This window comes from Kitasatospora sp. NPDC087315, assembly GCF_044744345.1.
In the GTDB taxonomy this organism is placed as follows: domain Bacteria; phylum Actinomycetota; class Actinomycetes; order Streptomycetales; family Streptomycetaceae; genus Kitasatospora.
In genome coordinates this window covers 50,587-68,311 of sequence record NZ_JBIUYD010000017.1, presented here as the reverse complement: position 1 = coordinate 68,311, position 17,725 = coordinate 50,587, and the positions used below count along the sequence as shown (strand labels likewise).

General features: G+C 74.0%; 13 protein-coding genes. 12 read left to right on the top strand and 1 reads right to left on the bottom strand.

What is annotated here, in order from left to right:
* The first annotated feature begins 27 nt into the window (after nt 1-27).
* Entirely contained in the window at nt 28-1,413 is a 1,386-nt protein-coding gene (locus ACIO5D_RS24160; RefSeq protein WP_363607737.1) for an FAD-binding protein, read from the top strand.
* Nucleotides 1,414-1,489: 76 nt separating this feature from the next.
* Here ACIO5D_RS24160 and ACIO5D_RS24155 read toward each other — a convergent pair whose 3' ends face one another.
* Complete coding sequence (locus ACIO5D_RS24155) at nt 1,490-1,846, bottom strand: hypothetical protein (protein ID WP_363607738.1); 357 nt, start codon at nt 1,844-1,846, stop codon at nt 1,490-1,492.
* 173 nt (nt 1,847-2,019) lie between these two features.
* On the opposite strand from ACIO5D_RS24155, the gene ACIO5D_RS24150 reads away from it, so the two are divergent.
* The 11 genes from ACIO5D_RS24150 to ACIO5D_RS24100 all read left to right on the top strand — a co-directional run bounded on the left by ACIO5D_RS24150 (nt 2,020) and on the right by ACIO5D_RS24100 (nt 17,715).
* The gene (locus ACIO5D_RS24150) at nt 2,020-3,147 is read left to right on the top strand and encodes a phenazine antibiotic biosynthesis protein (protein WP_400797793.1); all 1,128 of its coding nucleotides are present in this window, start codon (nt 2,020-2,022) and stop codon (nt 3,145-3,147) included.
* Nucleotides 3,147-4,559, top strand: coding sequence for an aldehyde dehydrogenase family protein (locus ACIO5D_RS24145; RefSeq protein ID WP_400657562.1), 1,413 nt, complete (start codon nt 3,147-3,149; stop codon nt 4,557-4,559). The genes ACIO5D_RS24150 and ACIO5D_RS24145 overlap by 1 nt, the downstream gene beginning before the upstream one ends.
* 279 nt (nt 4,560-4,838) lie before the next feature.
* Nucleotides 4,839-5,174: an acyl carrier protein gene (locus tag ACIO5D_RS24140; RefSeq protein ID WP_363607741.1), complete on the top strand. Its 336-nt coding sequence runs from the start codon at nt 4,839-4,841 to the stop codon at nt 5,172-5,174.
* On the top strand, nt 5,167-7,944 hold the full coding sequence (locus ACIO5D_RS24135) for a type I polyketide synthase (RefSeq protein ID WP_400797656.1): 2,778 nt from the start codon (nt 5,167-5,169) through the stop codon (nt 7,942-7,944). The genes ACIO5D_RS24140 and ACIO5D_RS24135 overlap by 8 nt, the downstream gene beginning before the upstream one ends.
* On the top strand, nt 7,941-8,735 hold the full coding sequence (locus ACIO5D_RS24130) for a thioesterase II family protein (protein WP_400797653.1): 795 nt from the start codon (nt 7,941-7,943) through the stop codon (nt 8,733-8,735). The genes ACIO5D_RS24135 and ACIO5D_RS24130 overlap by 4 nt, the downstream gene beginning before the upstream one ends.
* A 9-nt stretch (nt 8,736-8,744) precedes the next feature.
* A complete protein-coding gene (locus tag ACIO5D_RS24125) occupies nt 8,745-9,800 on the top strand; it encodes an aldo/keto reductase (RefSeq protein WP_363607744.1) in 1,056 nt (351 codons plus the stop codon).
* Between the two features lie 50 nt (nt 9,801-9,850).
* Nucleotides 9,851-12,199: an acyltransferase domain-containing protein gene (locus tag ACIO5D_RS24120; protein WP_400797650.1), complete on the top strand. Its 2,349-nt coding sequence runs from the start codon at nt 9,851-9,853 to the stop codon at nt 12,197-12,199.
* 72 nt (nt 12,200-12,271) lie between these two features.
* Complete coding sequence (gene ccrA / locus ACIO5D_RS24115; protein ID WP_363607746.1) at nt 12,272-13,516, top strand: crotonyl-CoA carboxylase/reductase; 1,245 nt, start codon at nt 12,272-12,274, stop codon at nt 13,514-13,516.
* A gap of 63 nt (nt 13,517-13,579) precedes the next feature.
* Complete coding sequence (locus ACIO5D_RS24110) at nt 13,580-15,316, top strand: fatty acyl-AMP ligase (protein ID WP_363607747.1); 1,737 nt, start codon at nt 13,580-13,582, stop codon at nt 15,314-15,316.
* A 130-nt stretch (nt 15,317-15,446) separates the two neighbouring features.
* Nucleotides 15,447-16,328: a LysR family transcriptional regulator gene (locus ACIO5D_RS24105; protein ID WP_363607748.1), complete on the top strand. Its 882-nt coding sequence runs from the start codon at nt 15,447-15,449 to the stop codon at nt 16,326-16,328.
* A 61-nt stretch (nt 16,329-16,389) separates the two neighbouring features.
* The gene (locus ACIO5D_RS24100; protein WP_400797647.1) at nt 16,390-17,715 is read left to right on the top strand and encodes a cytochrome ubiquinol oxidase subunit I; all 1,326 of its coding nucleotides are present in this window, start codon (nt 16,390-16,392) and stop codon (nt 17,713-17,715) included.
* The last annotated feature ends 10 nt before the right edge of the window (nt 17,716-17,725 follow it).

Below are 17,725 nucleotides of genomic sequence, written 5' to 3'. Positions count from 1 at the left end.
GCGTCCGAACAGGAAGGAACGCCGTAGATGAACGACCCTGCCGCGGTCGCCGCGCTGCGCGACCGCGTACGCGGTGAGGTGCTGCTGCCGGGCGACGACGGATTCGCCGCCCGGTGCGCGGGATTCCAGACCGCCTACCGGCACCGCCCGTCCGTGCTGGTCCGCGCCGCCGACCCCGGGGACGTGGCGGCGGCCGTGGCGTACGCCGGTGCGCGGGAACTGCCGGTGGCGGTCCAGGCGACCGGGCACGGCCTCTCGGTCCCCACCGACGGCGGCGTGCTGATCAGCACCGCGAAGCTGTCGCAGGTCACGATCGACGCCCCGGCCCGCACGGCGCGGATCGGGGCGGGCACCCGCTTCGCCGCCGTCGTCGACGCGGCGGCCCGCTACGGCCTGGCCCCGCTCAACGGCTCCGCCCCCGGGGTCGGCGTGGTCGGGTACGTGCTGGGCGGCGGACTCGGGCTGCTGTCCCGGGAGTTCGGCTACGCGGCCGACCGGGTGCGGTCGATCGACCTGGTCACCGCCGACGCCCGTTCCCGGCGGGTCACCGCGGACAGCGACCCCGAGCTGTTCTGGGCGCTGCGCGGGGCCGGCGCCAACTTCGGCGTGGTCACCGGCATGGAGATCGACCTGGTCCCGGTCAGCCGGCTGTACGGCGGGGAGCTGGTCTTCGACCTCGCCCGCACCCCGGACCTGCTCGCCGGCTACCTCCGCTGGACGCAGACGCTCCCGGAGGAGCTGACCTCCTCGGTGTCGCTGCTCGACTGCCCCGATCTGCCGTTCTTCCCCGCGGCGGTGCGCGGCCGGTTCGTGGCCCACGTGCGCATCGCGTACACCGGGGACTCCCGGACCGGCGAGCGGCTGGTCGCCCCGCTGCGCGCGCTCGGCCCCCGGCTGGCGGACACCGTCGCGGAAATGCCGTACACCGAGTGCGGCACGATCTACAACGACCCGCCGCAACCGCACGCCTACCGGGGCGACAACGTCCTGCTGCGCGCCTTCGGTCCGCAACAGGCCGCCGAGGTGACGGAGTTGGTCGGGCCGGGGGCCGCCGTGCCGTGCGTGCTCGACGTCCGTCACCTGGGCGGGGCGCTCGGCCGGCCGGCCGAGGTGCCCAACGCGGTGGGGCACCGTTCGGCCCGCTACCTGCTGCGCGTGCTGACGCCCCTGATGGGCGCCGGGCCGGAGGAGGCGCGCGGCGCCACCGACAAGGTGCTGGGGGCGCTCGCCGCCGAGTCCGTCGGCGGCCGGTTCCAGAGCCTGGTGTACGGCGGGTGCGCGGACGGCGCTCCGGCCGTGCCGGCGACGGACTTCTGGGAGCCGGCCGACCACCGCCGGCTGGCCGCGCTGAAGGCCTGGACCGATCCGGCCAACCTGTTCCGTTTCAACCGCAACATCGAGCCCGCGGGCTGAACGGCGCGACGGCCGGAACGGCACACCGCGGTGTTGTGCGGCGCCCCGGAATTCCGGGGCGCCGCTCCGTCGTGTCCTATTCCGCGGGAACGGCGGGAACGAGCCCGTCCAGGGCGGGGCCGAGCCCGGCCAGCGAATCCAGGGAATGCACTCCTTCGACGGTCGCCTCCACGTCGAACCAGGCCCGGAAATCCACCGGGTGGCCGATGAGTTCGGCGGGGCTGCGGGGAAGTTCCGCGCTGCGCGCGGCCTCCTCCGACTCCCACAGCAGAAGGGCGCCCCAGCGGCCCGTCGACGGATCCGACAGCCAGATCTTCAGGAGCAGGCCGGGAATGTCCGTCCAGTGTTCCGACTCCGCGCGGATGAAATCGCGGAGCGTGCCGGCGTTCTGCCGGGAATCGGTGACGTCCCACCACGCAATCATCGCCTTCATTGCGTCAGTCTAGGCTCGGCGGCCGTCGCCGGGGAACGGACTGCCCGTCAAATTCGTGGACGGACAGTCGAATTGAGTAGTGACTACTCAGGCGGCGGCGGCCGGCCGGTGATCGAATGGGGGACGTTCGTCAAGTCGGCGGGGCCCGATGCGGGAGGCCGGCCGGCTCTGTGATGCCGCCTGTTGACATGGGAGGACGAGTGGCACCAACCGATCTGTCGATCCTGGACCTGCCGTACGACGCGGATCCGGACCCCGACGCACTCGTGCGGGCGGCGATGGAGTGGCACTTCGGCCCGGAGACCGGCTCGCCGTTCTGGCTGAAGCGGGCCGGGACCCTCGACTTCGACCCCCGGTCGGACGTCAAGTCCCACGCCGACCTGGCGCTCTTCCCCAACGTCGCGAACGAGCTGAGGGACGTGCCCGCGGCCGACCTGGTGCCGCGCGGCTACGGCGGGAACCCCGACGTCGTCGGCGTCTTCGAGAGCGGGGGCACCACCGGCGCGCCCAAGCGGGTGGTCTGCCCGGCCGACTGGCTGGAGAAGCTGGTCGCCTGGAGCAACGCCAACCTCGACGTGCACGGCTTCCCGCGCGGCGTCGACTGGCTGGGGATCACCCCGTCCGGTCCGCACGTCGTCGGGGAGATCTTCCGGCGCTCGGCCCGCACCCACGGCCGGTACGCCTTCCAGGTCGACCTCGACCCCCGGTGGGTCAAGCGCCTGATCGCGGAGGGCCGGGGCGGCCAGGCGGACGCCTACGCGGGACACGTCATCGACCAGGCCACGCACGTCCTGCGCACCCAGGACATCGGGGTGATGACGGTGACCCCGCCCCTGCTGGAGCGCATCGCCCAGCGCGAGGAACTCGTCGAGCTGATCAACCGGAAGGTGAAGGCCATCCGCTGGGGCGGCACCCAGATGGACCCCGACACGGAGGCCCTGTACCGGACCGAGATCTTCCCCGAAGCCACCCTCTACGGGCACTACGGCAGCACGATGATCCTCGGCATCGCCGGTCAGCGCCACGGCACGCCGCTGGGCGAACCGTGCGTCTTCGACACCTTCTCGCCGTACATCACCTTCGAGGTGGTGGACCCCGCCACCCGGCGGCCGGTGGCGTACGGGGAGCGCGGCCAGGTCGTGATGCACCACGTCAGCAAGGCCCTGCTGCTGCCCAACAACCTCGAACGCGACACCGCGATCAGGGTGGCGGCGCCCGAGGGCCGGATCGGCGACTCGGCGGCCGGCATCGCCCCGGTCGCCCGCTTCGACGACGAGGTCGTCATCGAGGGGGTCTACTGATGACCGCCGGGCCGCAGCAGCCGGCGGACCGGGACGGACCGGACGGGCCCGCGATCCCCGTGCTGGACGCGCTGGGCCCGGCCGGCCCGTACCGCGCCCACAACCGCCAGGAGATCACCGATGTGACCGGCGCGGTCATGGCCGAACTGAGCCTGGTGCCCGCGCTCTACGTCAACCGGACGATGAAGGCCCTGCACGCCGCGACCCCGCTGCCCGCCGCCGAGCGGGCGAGTGCGCTGGCCCGCGCCGCCGAACTGTTCCGCACGGCGACCCTGGGCGGGCTGACGGTGCGGGAGTACGAGGCCGCCGTCAGCCGGGTCTCCGGCCTGCCGGTCAACGTCGTCCGGACCGCGACCGCGACCTGCGCCGACCGGGTCGCGAGCTCCTACCGCAGCGTCCAGTCGGCCAGACCCGCCGGGGCGGTGCCCGACTGGCGCGACCCGCTGGTCCGCACCTCGCAGGCGGTGTGGACCCGGCGCGGCGAGGTCCTCGCCGTGCACGTCCCCGGCAACCACCCCGGCACGCACGGGTTCTGGCCGGAGGCGCTGGCGCTCGGCTACCGGGTCGCGGTCCGCCCCGCCGCCCGCGAGCCGTTCACCGCGCACCGCCTGGTCCTCGCCCTGCGCGAGGCCGGGTTCGGCACCGACAGCGTCGTCCTGCTGCCCTGCGGCCACGAGGCGGCCGACGCCGTCGTGCGGGGCGCCGACCTCGCCTACGGCGGGGACGAGGTCATCCGGCAGTACGCCGACGAGCCCGGGGTGCTCTCCCTGCAGCCGGGCCGCTCGAAGATCCTGCTGACCGCGGACACGGACTGGCGCGACCACCTCGACATGATCGTCGACTCGGCGACCCGGCACGCCGGCAGCGGCTGCGTCAACGTCACCGCCGTCCTGGTCGAGGGCGACCCGGCCCCGCTCGCGGGCGCGATCGCCGAGCGGCTGGCCGCCCTGCCCAGCCTCCCGCCGCACGACGAGAAGGCCGTCCTGCCCGTGCAGAACCTCAAGTCGGCGCGGACGCTGGAGAAGTTCGTGCTGGACCGGGCGCGGGGCACCCGGGCCTGGCTCGGCGGCACCGGGTTCGTCGACGACCTCGGGGACGGCAGCGCCGTGCTGCGCCCGGCCGTGCACCAGGTCGACTCCGCCTCCGCCTCCCAGCTCGGCGCCGAGGTGCCCTTTCCCTGCGTGTGGGTCGGCCCGTGGAGCCGTGCGGACGACATCGAGCCGCTGCGCGACACGCTGGTCCTCACCGTCGTCACCGGGGACGAGGAGCTGGTGCAGGCCCTGATCGACGAACCGACGATCAGCAACGTGCACGTCGGGAGCCACGCCACGCACTGGCACCGGCCCGGTCTGCCGCACGACGGCTACCTGGGCGAGTTCCTGATGCGGAGCAAGACCGTGGTCCGGGTCTGAGCGGGGCCGCCGGCGGCCGGTAACGGCAGGCAGTACCGGCGGGCGGCACCGCCCCACGAACACCGGCAGCACAACCCGGCCCCGGAATTGCCTTCCGGAAACCGGACCGGGTTGTGCTGCTGTTTCATGCCCATTGCCATAAACGACAGTTCTGCCCGGCCGGGAAGGTAGTTATTGGACACCTTCCGGGGGGACGGCAGATGATTCTGCGGAGCCGCCGAACCGGCGACCCGAAGGGGGAGGAGTGGAGTGCACGCATCCCGAGCGAATCCACCGGAAATGGATTTCACGGCCGTCGTCGCCGAGATCTGGTGCGAGGTCCTGCAGGTCCCCGAGGTGGGCCACGACGAGAGCTTCTTCGATCTCGGTGGACACTCCCTGCTGCTCCAGATGGTTCGTGAGCAGGTCGTCCGGCGCACCGGCCAGGACATCGAACTCGTCGAGTTCTTCACGCACCCGACCGTGCGGTCCCTCGCCCGCCGCCTGAAGGAGGGCGGGGCCGCCGCACCCGCCGAGGGCCGCCGCCGCCCGGCCGGCCGGCTGAACCGCCTGGGAAACCGGCGGGCCCAGCTGGGCGGACAGGCACCCGACCCCGACGGAGAATTCGGTGAGTGACATCGGAACCCCGGAAGACACCAGCGGATTCATCGCCGTGATCGGAATGGCCGGCCGCTTTCCCGGCGCCGCCGACACCGACGAATTCTGGGCCAATCTCGTGGCCGGCCGGGACACCGTCACCCGCGACGCCCCCCAGGTCGTTCCGGGCGGCGCGCCCGACGGCGGCGACCTCACCTACGTGCCGTCCCGCGGCCGGCTGGACGGCGCCGAGTGGTTCGACGCCGACTACTTCGGCTACTCCGCCAGGGAGGCGTTCCTCCTCGACCCGCAGCACCGGGTCTTCCTGGAGTGCGCGGTCGCGGCCCTGGAGGACGCCGGCGCGGACCCCGACCGCTTCCCCGGCACCGTCGGCGTCTACGGCGGCTGCACCGAGACCCGCTACGCGGAGGCGCTCGCCGCCCAGAGCGACCGGCTCGGCGGAGTCACCGAGGACGACATCGTCCTCGGCACCGCCCCGGACTTCCTGGTCGCCCGCACCGCCGAGCGCCTCGGCCTGCGGGGCCCGGCCGTCGCCGTGCAATCGGCCTGCGCCACCGCCCTGGTGGCCGTCCACACGGCCGGACGCGGCCTGCTCGCCGGCGACTGCGACCTGGCCCTGGCGGGCGGCGTCGCCGTGCACGTGCCCCCGAAGAAGATCACCTGGACCGGACCGGACGGCACCCTGGCGCCCGACGGCGTCTGCCGCGCCTTCGACGCGAAGGGCGAGGGCACCGTCGCCGGCAACGCCGTCGGCGTGGTCGTCCTCAAGCGCCTGGCCGACGCGCTGGCCGACGGCGACCACATCCGCGCGGTCGTCCGCGGCTCGGCCGTGACCAACGACGGCGCCGGGCGGATCGGTTTCACCGCGCCCACCGTCGCGGGCCAGGCCGCCGCCGTCCGGGAGGCACTGCTCACCGCGGGCACCGACGCCCGCACCGTCACCTACGTCGAGGCCCACGGCACCGCCACCCCGATCGGCGACCCGATCGAGGTGACCGCCCTCACCCGGGCGTTCCGGGCCGACACCGACGAGCGGGGCTTCTGCGCCATCGGCTCGGTGAAGACCAACATCGGGCACGCCGACGCGGCGGCCGGCGCCGCGGGCCTCATCAAGACGGTCCTGGCGCTCGGCCACCGGCAGATCCCGCCGAGCCTGCACTTCACCGAACCCAACCCGCAGATCGACTTCGAGAGCGGCCCGTTCCGGGTCGCCACCGAACTCGGCACCTGGGCGCCGGGCGACCTCCCCCGGCGCGCCGGGGTCAGCTCCTTCGCGGTCGGCGGCGTCAACGCCCACCTGGTGCTGGAGGAGGCGCCCGAGCGGCCGGTCCGCGCGTCCGAGCGGCGAGCCCACCTGCTGGTGCACTCCGCCCGCACCGCCCCGGCGCTGGGCGTCCGGCTGGCCCGGTTCGACGCGCACCTGGCCGGCCCCGCGGCGCCCGCGCCCGCCGACGCCGCCTGGACCCTCCAGACCGGCCGGCGCGAGCACGGGCACCGGGCGTTCACCGTCCTCGGCGACGGCCGGGAACGGACGACGGTCCACTCGACCGGAGCGCCGCGGCAACGGCCCGTGGTGTTCCTCTTCCCCGGGCGGATCGGACCGGCGGAGGCCTGGCGGCTGCACCTCACCGAACCGGCCTTCCGGGAGGCGTTCGACAGCGTCCTGGACGGCGTCGACGAGCAGCTCGTCCGCGCGGTGCGGGAGACCGCCCGCGGCCTGGCCCTGCCGCGCGACCCGGTGGTGCGCGACACCTACGTGTTCGCCCTCGAGTACGCCCTGGCCGCGCTCTGGCAGCGCTGGGGCATCCGGCCGGGCGCGGTCCTCGGCACCGGCACCGGCTCGCTGGTCGCGGCCGTCGTCGCGGGCGTCCTCCCGGTGGCCGGCGCGGTGCGGCTGATCGCCGAACCGGCCCGCTCCGGCGGGACCGAGGAGGACCTGCGCGCGCTGCTCGACGCGCTGGACCCGCGGCCGCAGCGGATCCCCGTCGTCCTCGGCGACGGCAGCTGGAACGACCCCGGGACACCGGTCACGGCCGGCCGCTGGGCGGCGGAACTGCGCACCGCCGCCGACCTGGACGCCGCGCTGGACACGCTCCTCGCCGACCCCGAGCGCGTTCTCCTCCAGGTGGGCGCGGGTTCGAGCCTGGTCGAGACCGCCCGCCGCAAGCCCCGGTGCACCCCCGGGCACCTCCTGCTCGCCGGGCTGGCCGGCCCCGACGACGGCGGTGACGCGCTGGCGGTCCTCTACGACGCGCTGGGCCGGCTGTGGCTGTCCGGCGCCCGGGTCTCCTGGGCGGGCGTGCACGAGGGCGAGCGGCGGGCCAAGGTCCCGCTGCCCGGCTACCCCTTCGAGCGGCTCCCGTACCTGGTGCGCCACCCGGACGAGGAGTCCCGGACGGCCGGCGGGAACGGCGCCGTCGCCACCGCCGGCGTCACCGGAACCGGCGTCGCGGAGACCCGGACGGCGGACGAGGAGCCCGCCGTCACGAGCACCGCCCCCGCCGACGGCAGCCGGCCGGAGTCCGCCGACGACACCCCCCTCGGCGTGGTGCTGCGGCTGTTCGGCGACGCCCTCGGACTGCCCGACCTGGAACCGGACGAGAGCTTCTTCGAACTCGGCGGCGACTCCCTCATCGCCGTCAAACTCCTCGCCCGGCTCAAGGAGATCTACCCGGTCGAGATCAGGATGAGCGCCCTGTTCGCGTCCGCGACGGCGGCCGACCTGGCCGCACTGATCGAGCAGCAACTGGCCGCCCCGCACCAGGACACCGAGGAGGAGTCGGCATGACCGGCACCGGAACCGCGACCGGCGGCGGCCCCGCACCCGAGGCCACCACCCCGGCCGACCTGCAGGCCCGCTGGCTCTCCGGCCGCAGGCCCAGGACGGAGACCACGCTCGACCTGTACTGCTTCGCCCACGCGGGCGGCTCGGCGGGGGAGTTCGTCCGCTGGGGCGGCGCCCTGTCCGGCATCCGGGTCTGGGCGGTCAAGCTGCCCGGCCGCGCCCCCCGGCAGGACGAGGCCCCGTACACGCGGATCGGCGACCTGGTCCGTGACCTCGTCGAGCAGGCCGACTTCGGCCGACGGGACTTCGCCTTCTTCGGGCACAGCCTGGGCGCGCTGATCGCCTTCGAGACCACCCGGGCCCTGCGCCGGGCCGGACGGCGCCTGCCCCGCGCCCTGCTGCTGTCCTCCATGCAGCCGCCGCCCCTCCCGGAACGCCGGAACATCCGGGACCTGCCGGACGACGAACTGCTCGCCGCGATCGAGGAACGCTGGGGCGCGCTGCCGATGGTCGTCCACGAGGAATCCGACCTCAAGCGGCTCGCGCTGCGCTACCTGCGCGCGGACGCCGAACTCGCCGACTCCCACGAGTACGTCGCCGAGGAGCCGCTGGACATCCCGATCACGGCCTTCGTCGGCGACCAGGAGGACCCCGGCCAGCTCGCCTGGGCCCCGCACACCCGGAACGCCTTCGCCGCGCACGTCCTGCCCGGCGGTCACTTCTACTTCCGCGACCCGCAGTCGCAGGCCGAACTGCTGCGCATCGTCAACGACGCGCTGACCACGGAGAATTAGGGGACAGCCATGCACTACACCACCTTCGGCCGCGCCACCGGCCTGCGGGTCTCCGAGTACGCGCTCGGCACGGCGAACTTCGGCACCCTGTGGGGCGGCGGCGCCAGCCGCGAGGAGGCCCGCAAGATCTTCGACCGCTTCGCGGAGGCCGGCGGCACCTTCCTCGACTCGGCCGACAACTACCAGATCGGCGAGTCCGAGAAGCTGCTCGGCGAGTTCCTCGGCGCCGACCGCGACCACTTCGTGGTCAGCACCAAGTTCACCCTGGGCGCCGGCCGGCCCCGGATCTCCAACACCGGCAACAGCGCCAAGAACATCCGCAGTTCGGTCGAGGCCAGTCTCCGGCGCCTCGGCACCGACTACATCGACGTGTACTGGGCCCACCTGCCCGACTCGGTCACCCCGGTCGAGGAGATCCTGGGCGCCCTCGACGGCCTCGTCCGGTCCGGCAAGATCCTCTACGCGGGCTTCTCCAACTTCCCGGCCTGGCGGATCTCCCGCGCCGTCACCCTCGCCGAACTGCGCGGACTGCCCCGCCTGGTGGGCATCCAGCTGGAGTACAGCCTCGCCGAGCGCGGCGCCGAGCGTGAACTGCTCCCGATGGCCGAGGCCCTGGGCCTGGGCGCCACCCTGTGGGCACCGCTCGGCGGCGGCCTGCTCACCGGCAAGTACCGGCAGAGCCGGAGCGGCCGGCTGACCGACTGGGACGGCCAGGCCATCCGGGTCGAGGACTCCGAGCAGCGCACCGCCGTCCTGGACGCCGTGCTCGCCGTCGCGGAGGAGACCGGCGCCCCCGCCGGGCAGGTCGCCATGGCCTGGCTGCGCGCCCGGTCGGCCCGGTCGGCCACCGCGATGGTGCCCGTCATCGGCCCGCGCACCGCCGAGCAGCTGGAGGACTACCTCGCCGCGCTCGAACTCACCCTCGAAGACGCCCAGTTCGAGCGTCTGGAGCAGGCCGGCGGGTTCCGGCCCGGCCAGCCCTACGAGCTGATCGCCAACCACCAGGACGCCGCGCTGGGCCGCGAGGGCGACCGCTTCGTCCGCCCGACCGTTCCCGTGGCCTGACCGGGCCGCACGAGCACGGACTCTCAACCGGAAAGGGAACGGCGGACCCCATGACAGACCTCGCACCGGGCGACCACGACGTCGACCCCGACGCCCACATCGCCGTCGTCGGCCTGGCGGCGCGCATCGGGCAGGCCGACGGCCTCGACGCCTTCCGCGGGTGCCGGTCCGCCGGCCCGGCGGACCCGACCGCCGGACCGCTGGCCGACCCCTACGCGTTCGACCACCGATTCTTCGGCATCTCACCGCGCGAGTCGGCGATCCTCGACCCGCAGCAGCGCCTCCTGCTGGAGTGCGCCCAGCACGCCCTGGAGGACGCCGCGCACGACCCGGCCAGGGACGAGGCGGTCGTCGGCATCTACGCGGGCGGCGCCACCACCACCCACGCGGCGCGGCTGCGCGGCCGGCCCGCCGGGGCGCCCCCGATCGACGACCGGCAGATCCGGGCCGCCACCGGGGCCGACTTCCTCGCCTCGCGGGTCGCCTACAAGCTGGGGCTGACCGGCCCCGCCGTCTCCGTACAGGCGGCCGGGGCGACCGCCCCGGTCGCCGTGCACACCGCCGTCCAGGCGCTGCTCGGCGGCGAGTGCGACCTCGCCCTGGCCGGGTCGGTCGGCGTGCTCGGCCCCGAGGGCGCCGAGCCGGGCGGCGGCTGCGCGGTGGCCGTGCTGAAGCCGCTCCGGGCCGCGCTGGACGACGGCGACCGGATCTACGCGGTGGTCCGCGGCACCGCCGTCGGCACCACGGGGCCGGGCGAGTCCGCGGCGGAGGGCCGCGCCCGGATCGTCCGGGACGCCCTCGCGGTGAGCGGCGTCGCCGCGGACACCGTCGCCGAACAGGACACCGCCCCGGGGAGAGGCGTCACCGACACCGCGCCCGCCGCGGCCGCCTTCGTACGGGCCGTCCTCGCGGTGCACGACGGGCCCGGCCGGCGGGCGGGCGACACCGGGCCGCGCCGCGCGTCGGCCGGCGGTTCCGGCCCCTTCGGAACGCACGCCCACGTGATCGTCGAGCAGCCGCCCGCGGCGCCGCGGACCGGACCGGCCGCCCCCGACGCGGACGGCTGGCAGCTGCTCCCGTACTCGGCGAAGTCCGCGACCGCGCTGGCCGCCGTCGCGGCGCGGCTCGGCCGCCACCTGGAACGGGCCGCGGACGGCGCGGCGCTCCAGGACGCGGCGTGGACCCTGCAGACCGGCCGGACCAGGTACGCCCACCGGGGCTTCGTGGTGGCCCGCGACCCCGCCGGGGCCGCCGCCGCGCTCGCCGGGGTCAAGGTCAAGGACAAGGACCGGCCCCGCGGGTCGGCCGCGGACGACCCGCCGCCGGTGGTCTTCACCTTCCCCGGGCACGGCGGCCAGCACGCCGGCATGGCCCGCGGGCTCTACCGCCTCGACCCGTACTTCCGGGCCGATCTGGACGCGTGCGTGGCGCACGTCCTGGACGCCTCCGGCATCGACCTCGGCGTCGTCTACGACCCGGTGGGGGAGGCGGCCGAGGAAACCGCACGGCAGGCCGTCGCGGACGGCCGGATCGCCCAACTCGCGGTCTTCGTCCTGGAGTACGCCCTCGCCAAGGCCTTCGTCCGGTGGGGCGTGCGCCCCGCGGCGGTCGTCGGCCACAGCCTCGGCGGCTACGCCGCCGCGTGCACCGCCGGGGTGTTCTCCTTCCCCGACGCCGTCCGGATGGTCCTCAAGCGCACCGAACTGCTGCTGACCCTGGCGCCCGGCGCGATGGCGGCCGTCCGGCTGCCGGAGGCCGAACTGCTGCCGCTGCTCCCCGAGGGCGTCGGGATCGCCGTGATCAGCGGCCCCGACCAGGTGACCGTCTCGGGGCCGCGCGAGCCGGTCGAGCGGTTCGTCGAGGAGCACGCGGCCAAGGGCCTGGAGACGCGCCTGCTGAAGGTGCCGGGAGCCGGCCACTCCTCGCTGGTCGACGCGGTGCTCGACGAGTACGAGGAGTTCCTCGCCGGCATCACCTTCCACCGCCCGGCGATCCGGGTGGTCTCCGACACCACCGGGACCTGGGCCGACCCGGACGAGATCCGCACGCCCGGCTACTGGTGCCGGCACATGCGCCACGCCGTCCGCTACCACGACGTCCTGGAGACGCTGAACGCCCTGCCGGGCTGCGCCCTCGTCGAGGTCGGACCGGGCACCACGCTCACGTCGCTGGCCCGGCGCCATGCCGAACTCCGCTGGAACCACCCGATCCTGCAGGGCCTGCCGCACCCGACCGACGAGACGCCCGACCCCGAGATCCTGCTGTCGACGCTGGGCGCGCTGTGGGCCGCCGGCGTCGAGATCGACTGGCCGGGACTGCACCCGCGGCGCACCCCCCGCCGGACCTCGCTGCCGGGCTACCCGTACGAACGCTCCGCGTTCCCCGTGCCCGCGGTCTGACCGCGCACCTCCCGGCACCCCGGCGTTCCGTTCGACCGTCATCCGTTCCACGACCACAGGAGAGCAGTGTCCATGGGGAAGAGCCTCTACGAGCTGGGTGAGATGCCGCCGCTCGGCTCCGTTCCGGAGAAGATGTACGCGTCCGTGATCCGCCGGAGCCGCTTCGGCGAGCCGCTGAAGTCCTTCGCCACCGAGGTCGTCGACACCCCGAAGCCGGGGCGCGGCCAGGTCCTCGTCTGGGTGATGGCGGCGGGCATCAACTACAACAACGTCTGGGCCGGCCTCGGCTACCCGCTGGACGTCATCGGCGCCCGGCAGAAGCGCGGCGAGCCCGAGGACTTCCACATCGGCGGCTCCGAGGGCTCGGGCGTGGTCTTCGCCGTCGGCGACGGCGTGGCCGGGGTCTCCGTGGGGGACCAGGTCGTGCTCTCCGGCGGCCAGTGGGACGAGACCTCGGAGGACATCCGCCTCGGCGGGGACCCGACCTTCTCGTCCACCCTGCAGGCCTGGGGGTACGAGTCCAACTTCGGCACCTTCGCCCAGTTCGCGCTCGTCGACGACTACCAGTGCCACCCGAAGCCCGCGAACCTCACCTGGGAGGCCGCGGCCGCGTTCATCCTCACCGGCTCGACCGCCTACCGCCAGCTGTTCGGCTGGGCGCCCAACACGGTCAGGCCGGGCGACCCGGTGCTGATCTGGGGCGGTGCCGGCGGGCTCGGGTCGATGGCCATCCAGCTGGTCCGCAACGCGGGCGGGCTGCCCGTCGCGGTGGTCTCCAGCGAGGAGCGCGCCGAGTACTGCCGCGGCCTCGGCGCGGTCGGCACGGTCGACCGCCGCCAGTTCTCCCACTGGGGCCGGATGCCCGACCTGAACGACCCGGCCGCGTTCGGAGCCTGGATGGGGGAGCTGCGCCGCTTCGGCCGGGCCTACTGGGAGGCCCTCGGCGACCGCCGGGCGCCGAAGGTCGTCCTGGAGCACAGCGGCCAGGACACCATCCCCACCTCCATGTACCTGTGCGACACCGGCGGCATGGTCACCATCTGCGGTGGCACCTCCGGCTACGCCGCCGACGTCGACCTGCGGTTCCTGTGGATGCGCCAGAAGCGCCTGCAGGGCTCGCACGGCTTCAACCCGGCCCAGTGCCGGGCGGTGATCCACCTCGTCGCCTCCGGGCAGCTCGACCCCTGCCTCTCCGGGCTGTTCAGCCTGCCGGAGATCGGCGAGGCCCACCAGCTGATGCACGAGAACCGCCAGCCCCCCGGCAACATGGCGGCGCTGATCAACGCGCCGCGCGCGGGGCTCACCGACCTCGCCTGAGCGGCCCTTCGAGGATGTCCGCCTGCCACCCTTGATGAACGGACGGCAATGAGCACTGATTCCATGACAGAGCGCACTCCGCTGCCGCTGCCCGCGCTGCTGGCCGGGCGGGCGGACGAGATGCCCGACACCGTCGCCTACGTGTACCTGCGCAACGGCGAGGAGGTCGGCGAGGAGGTCACCTACGGGCAACTGCACCGCGAGGTGCTGGCCAGGGCCGGCGCCCTCGCCGGGCTGGCCGGCGAGCGCCGCAGTGCCGTGCTGATGTACCCCAACGGGCTGGAGTTCATCAGGGCCTGGCTGGCCTGCACCGCGGCCGGCCTGATGGGGGCCCCGGTCCAGGTGCCGACCCGCCACCACGCGGTGCAGCGCCTGCGGACCATCGCCGACGACGCCCGCACGACACTGGTGCTGACCACCCGTGAGGTCCGCGACCAGGTGCTCACCGACTTCGCCGGGCTGCCCGAACTGGAGGGCCTGGAGATCGTCGCCACCGACGAGCTGCCGGTGCCGGCCGCCGGGACCGCACTGCCCGTGCCGGCGCTGTCGGACGTGGCCCTGCTGCAGTACACCTCCGGCTCCACCGGAACGCCCAAGGGCGTGATGGTCACGCACGCCAACTTCTGGTTCAACGCCGGGGAGACGGACCAGCTGTGGCCGCTGGAGGACGACGGCTCCGTCGTCTCCTGGCTGCCGTTCTTCCACGACATGGGCCTGCTGCTGGGCATCGTGCTGCCGCTGTGGGCGGGCCGGCCCTCGTACCTGATGGGGCCGGAGGCCTTCATCCGCCGCCCCGGCCGCTGGCTGGAGGCGCTGTCCCGGTTCGGCGGCACGCACTCCTCGGCCCCGAACTTCGCCTACGACCTGTGCGTGCGCAGCGACAGCGTGCGCGGTTCGATCGACCTCTCGCGCTGGCGGATGGCCGCCAACGGCGCCGAGCCGGTCCGTGAGCACACGCTGCGGGACTTCGCCGGCAAGTACGCCGCCAGCGGCCTGGAGAGCGCCGCCCTCGCACCGAGCTACGGCCTCGCGGAGCACACCCTGAAGGTCAGCGGCAGCGGGCCGGGCATCGAGCCGGCGCCGCTGGTGCTGGACGCGCGGGCGCTGGGCCGGGGCAAGGTGGTCCCGGTCGCCGGCGAGCCGGAGGCCGTCACCGGGACCAGCACGATCATGAGCGTCGGCCGTACGGTCGGCGACACCCGGGTGCGGATCGTCGACCCGCACACCCTCCGCGAGGCGGCACCCGACGAGGTCGGCGAGATCTGGGTGACCGGTCCGTGCGTGGCGGCCGGCTACTTCGGGCGCGAGGAGGAGAGCGAGCGGACCTTCCGGGCGCGGATATCCGGAGCCGGGGCGGACGGGCCGTTCCTGCGCACCGGCGACATGGGGTTCGTGCACGGCGGGGACCTCTTCGTCACCGGCCGCCTGAAGGACCTGATCATCGTCAAGGGCCGCAACCACTACCCGCAGGACCTGGAGCACACCGTCGAGGGCAGCCACCCGCTGCTGCGGCCGGCCTCCGCCGCCGCGTTCCCGGTGGACGACGGCCGGGAGGAGTCCGTGGTCGTCGTGGTCGAGGGCGACAGCCGGGTGGGCCGGTACGCGAGCGCGGAGGAGGTGACCACCGCCGTGCGGGAGGCGTTGCGCCGCAACCACCGGATCGACGTCGCCGACGTGGTGCTGATCCGCCGCGGGACGCTGCCGAAGACCACCAGCGGAAAGGTGCGCCGCCGGCCCTGCCGGGAGCAGTACCTGACCGGGACCCTCAACCGGCTCGAAGCCCCGGCGGCGAAGTCTTGACCCGGATTTGACCCTTTGCTCACGGGGGTCTGACATTTCTTCACGCCGCTGTGGAGGTTCGCTGTTCCGCCGTTCGCCGGGTGTCCCAATTGCCGACTCTTCGAGGGTGGTTGACCGGTACGATCAATCCATGGAATTGCGTCAGCTGGAGTACCTCGTGGCGGTGGCCGAAGAAGCCAGCTTTACGAAAGCGGCCGCGCGCGTTTTCGTGACCCAGCCCTGTGTGAGTGCGCAGATCAGACGGCTGGAAGGGGAGTTGGGCAAGGACCTGATAGACCGGAGCGGTCGGACGGTCCAACTGACGGGTGTGGGCGCGGCGGTGCTGCCGCACGCGCGTGCGGCACTGGCCGCCGTCGACAGCGTGCGGGACGCGGTGGAGAACGTCACCGGCGTCGTGCGCGGACAGGTGGCGCTGGGCTCCGTCGCGTCCTCGCTGTCCCTGCGGCTTCCCGATCTGGTCGCGGACTTCAGCGAGAAGTACCCCGCCGTGGAGATCTCCCTGAGTGAGGGGAGCACGGAACACCTGGTCGAGGCCGTGCGGGCGGGCCGGATCGACGTCGCGATCATCGGTGTCGGCGTCGATCCGCCGGCCGGGCTGGAAACCCTGGTCATCGCCGACGAACTGCTGGTCGGGGCGGTCGGTCACGCCCACCCGCTCGCCGGGCGCGGCAGCATCACCGTGGACGAGGTGGAATCCCACACGCTGATGTGCCTGCCCGTCGGCAGCGCCGTGCGCGCGGCCTCCGACGCGACCTGGGCGGCGGCGGGCGTCAAACCCCGGGTGGCCTTCGAGGCCAGCGATCCCCGGGTGCTCGCCCAGCTCGCCTCCCGGGGCATCGGCATGGCGATCCTGCCGGAGCGGTTCGTGCTCTCCCAGCCGGAGCTGCTGCACCCGGTGCGGATTTCCAGCATGCACCTGCGGGGCGGTCTCGCCCTGGCCTGGCGGGCCGGCGGCCGGATGAGCCCGGCGGCCAAGGCCCTCGCGAAACAGGCGCGCACCCAGCTCGGCTAGCCCGCGCCGCCGGCCCTTCGCCGACCGTTCCCGATCCTCCCACCCGACCGGAAGACGCCCCGTGAACGCAATCGACCTCGCGCGACTCCAGTTCGCCGTCACGGCGACCCTGCACTTCCTGTTCGTCGCGATGACCCTCGGACTGGTCACCGTGGTCGCCCTGACGCAGACCCGGGCGGTGCGCACCACCGACCCCGTCCTGCGCGCCACCCGGATGCGGCGGGTGCGTTTCTGGGGCGGCCTCTACGTCGTCAACTACGCGCTCGGCATCGTCAGCGGGCTGGCCCAGGAGTTCCAGTTCGGCATGAACTGGTCCGGCCTGTCGCACGTCGTGGGAAACGTCGTCGGCGCCCCGCTGGCGATCGAGACGGTCGTCGCGTTCTTCCTCGAATCGACCTTCCTCGGGCTCTGGGCCTTCGGCTTCGCCCGGGTGCCGCCGCGCGCCCACCTCGCGCTGATCTGGGGCGTCGCCCTCACCGCGTACGCCTCCACGTTCTGGGTGATGGTGGTCAACGGCTTCATGCAGAACCCCGTCGGCTACGAGATGCGCGACGGCGTCGCCCGGGTCACCGACTGGGGCGCCCTGCTCACCAACGGGGCGACCTGGTACGCGGTGGTGCACATCGCCGGTGCCGTGGCCCTGATCGCCGGGCTGTTCATGGCCACCGTCAGCGCCTACCACCTGCGCCGCGACCGGGACACCGAGTTCTTCCGCCCGACGCTGCTCCAGGGCTCGTACCTCGCGGGCGGCGGCGCGCTCGTCACCGTGGTGGCGGGGTTCGTGCACCTGGGGGCGCTCAAGGACTACCAGCCGGAGAAGTACGCCGTCGTGATGGGGCAGAGCGGCGCCGAACTCGACGCGGTCCGCGCCGGGGCACAGTCCCGGTACGGCGCCGGCGACTGGATGCCGCCCGCCTGGGTGGGCGGAGCGGCCGTGCTCATGCTCCTCATCGGTGTCCTGCTGGCCTTCCTGGTCTGGATCCCGGCCACGGCCGGCCGTGGCCGGGCGGGCGGGACGCCACCGGCCCGGCGGTTCGGGCTGCGGCTCCCCGCCTTCCTGCTGCCGCTCGCCTTCCTGGCCCTGATCTGCGGCTGGCTCAGCCGGGAGGTCGGCCGGCAGCCCTGGATGGTCACCGGCGAACTGACGGTCCGGGACGCGGTCGCGGACGTCCCCGTCAGCGGGATGCTCGCCTCCCTGGCCGTCTTCACGCTCGTGCTCACCACCCTCGCCGTCGTCGACTGGGCGCTGATGGTCCGCTTCGCCAGGCTCGGACCGGACGTGGGACTGCTCGGCGACACGGACCTCTTCCCGGACGCCGAAGAGCGCGGGGCGCCGCGGGAGGACGGCCGGGGCGCACCCCCGGCGGACGTTCGCCCCTCCTACTGACCCATGCCAT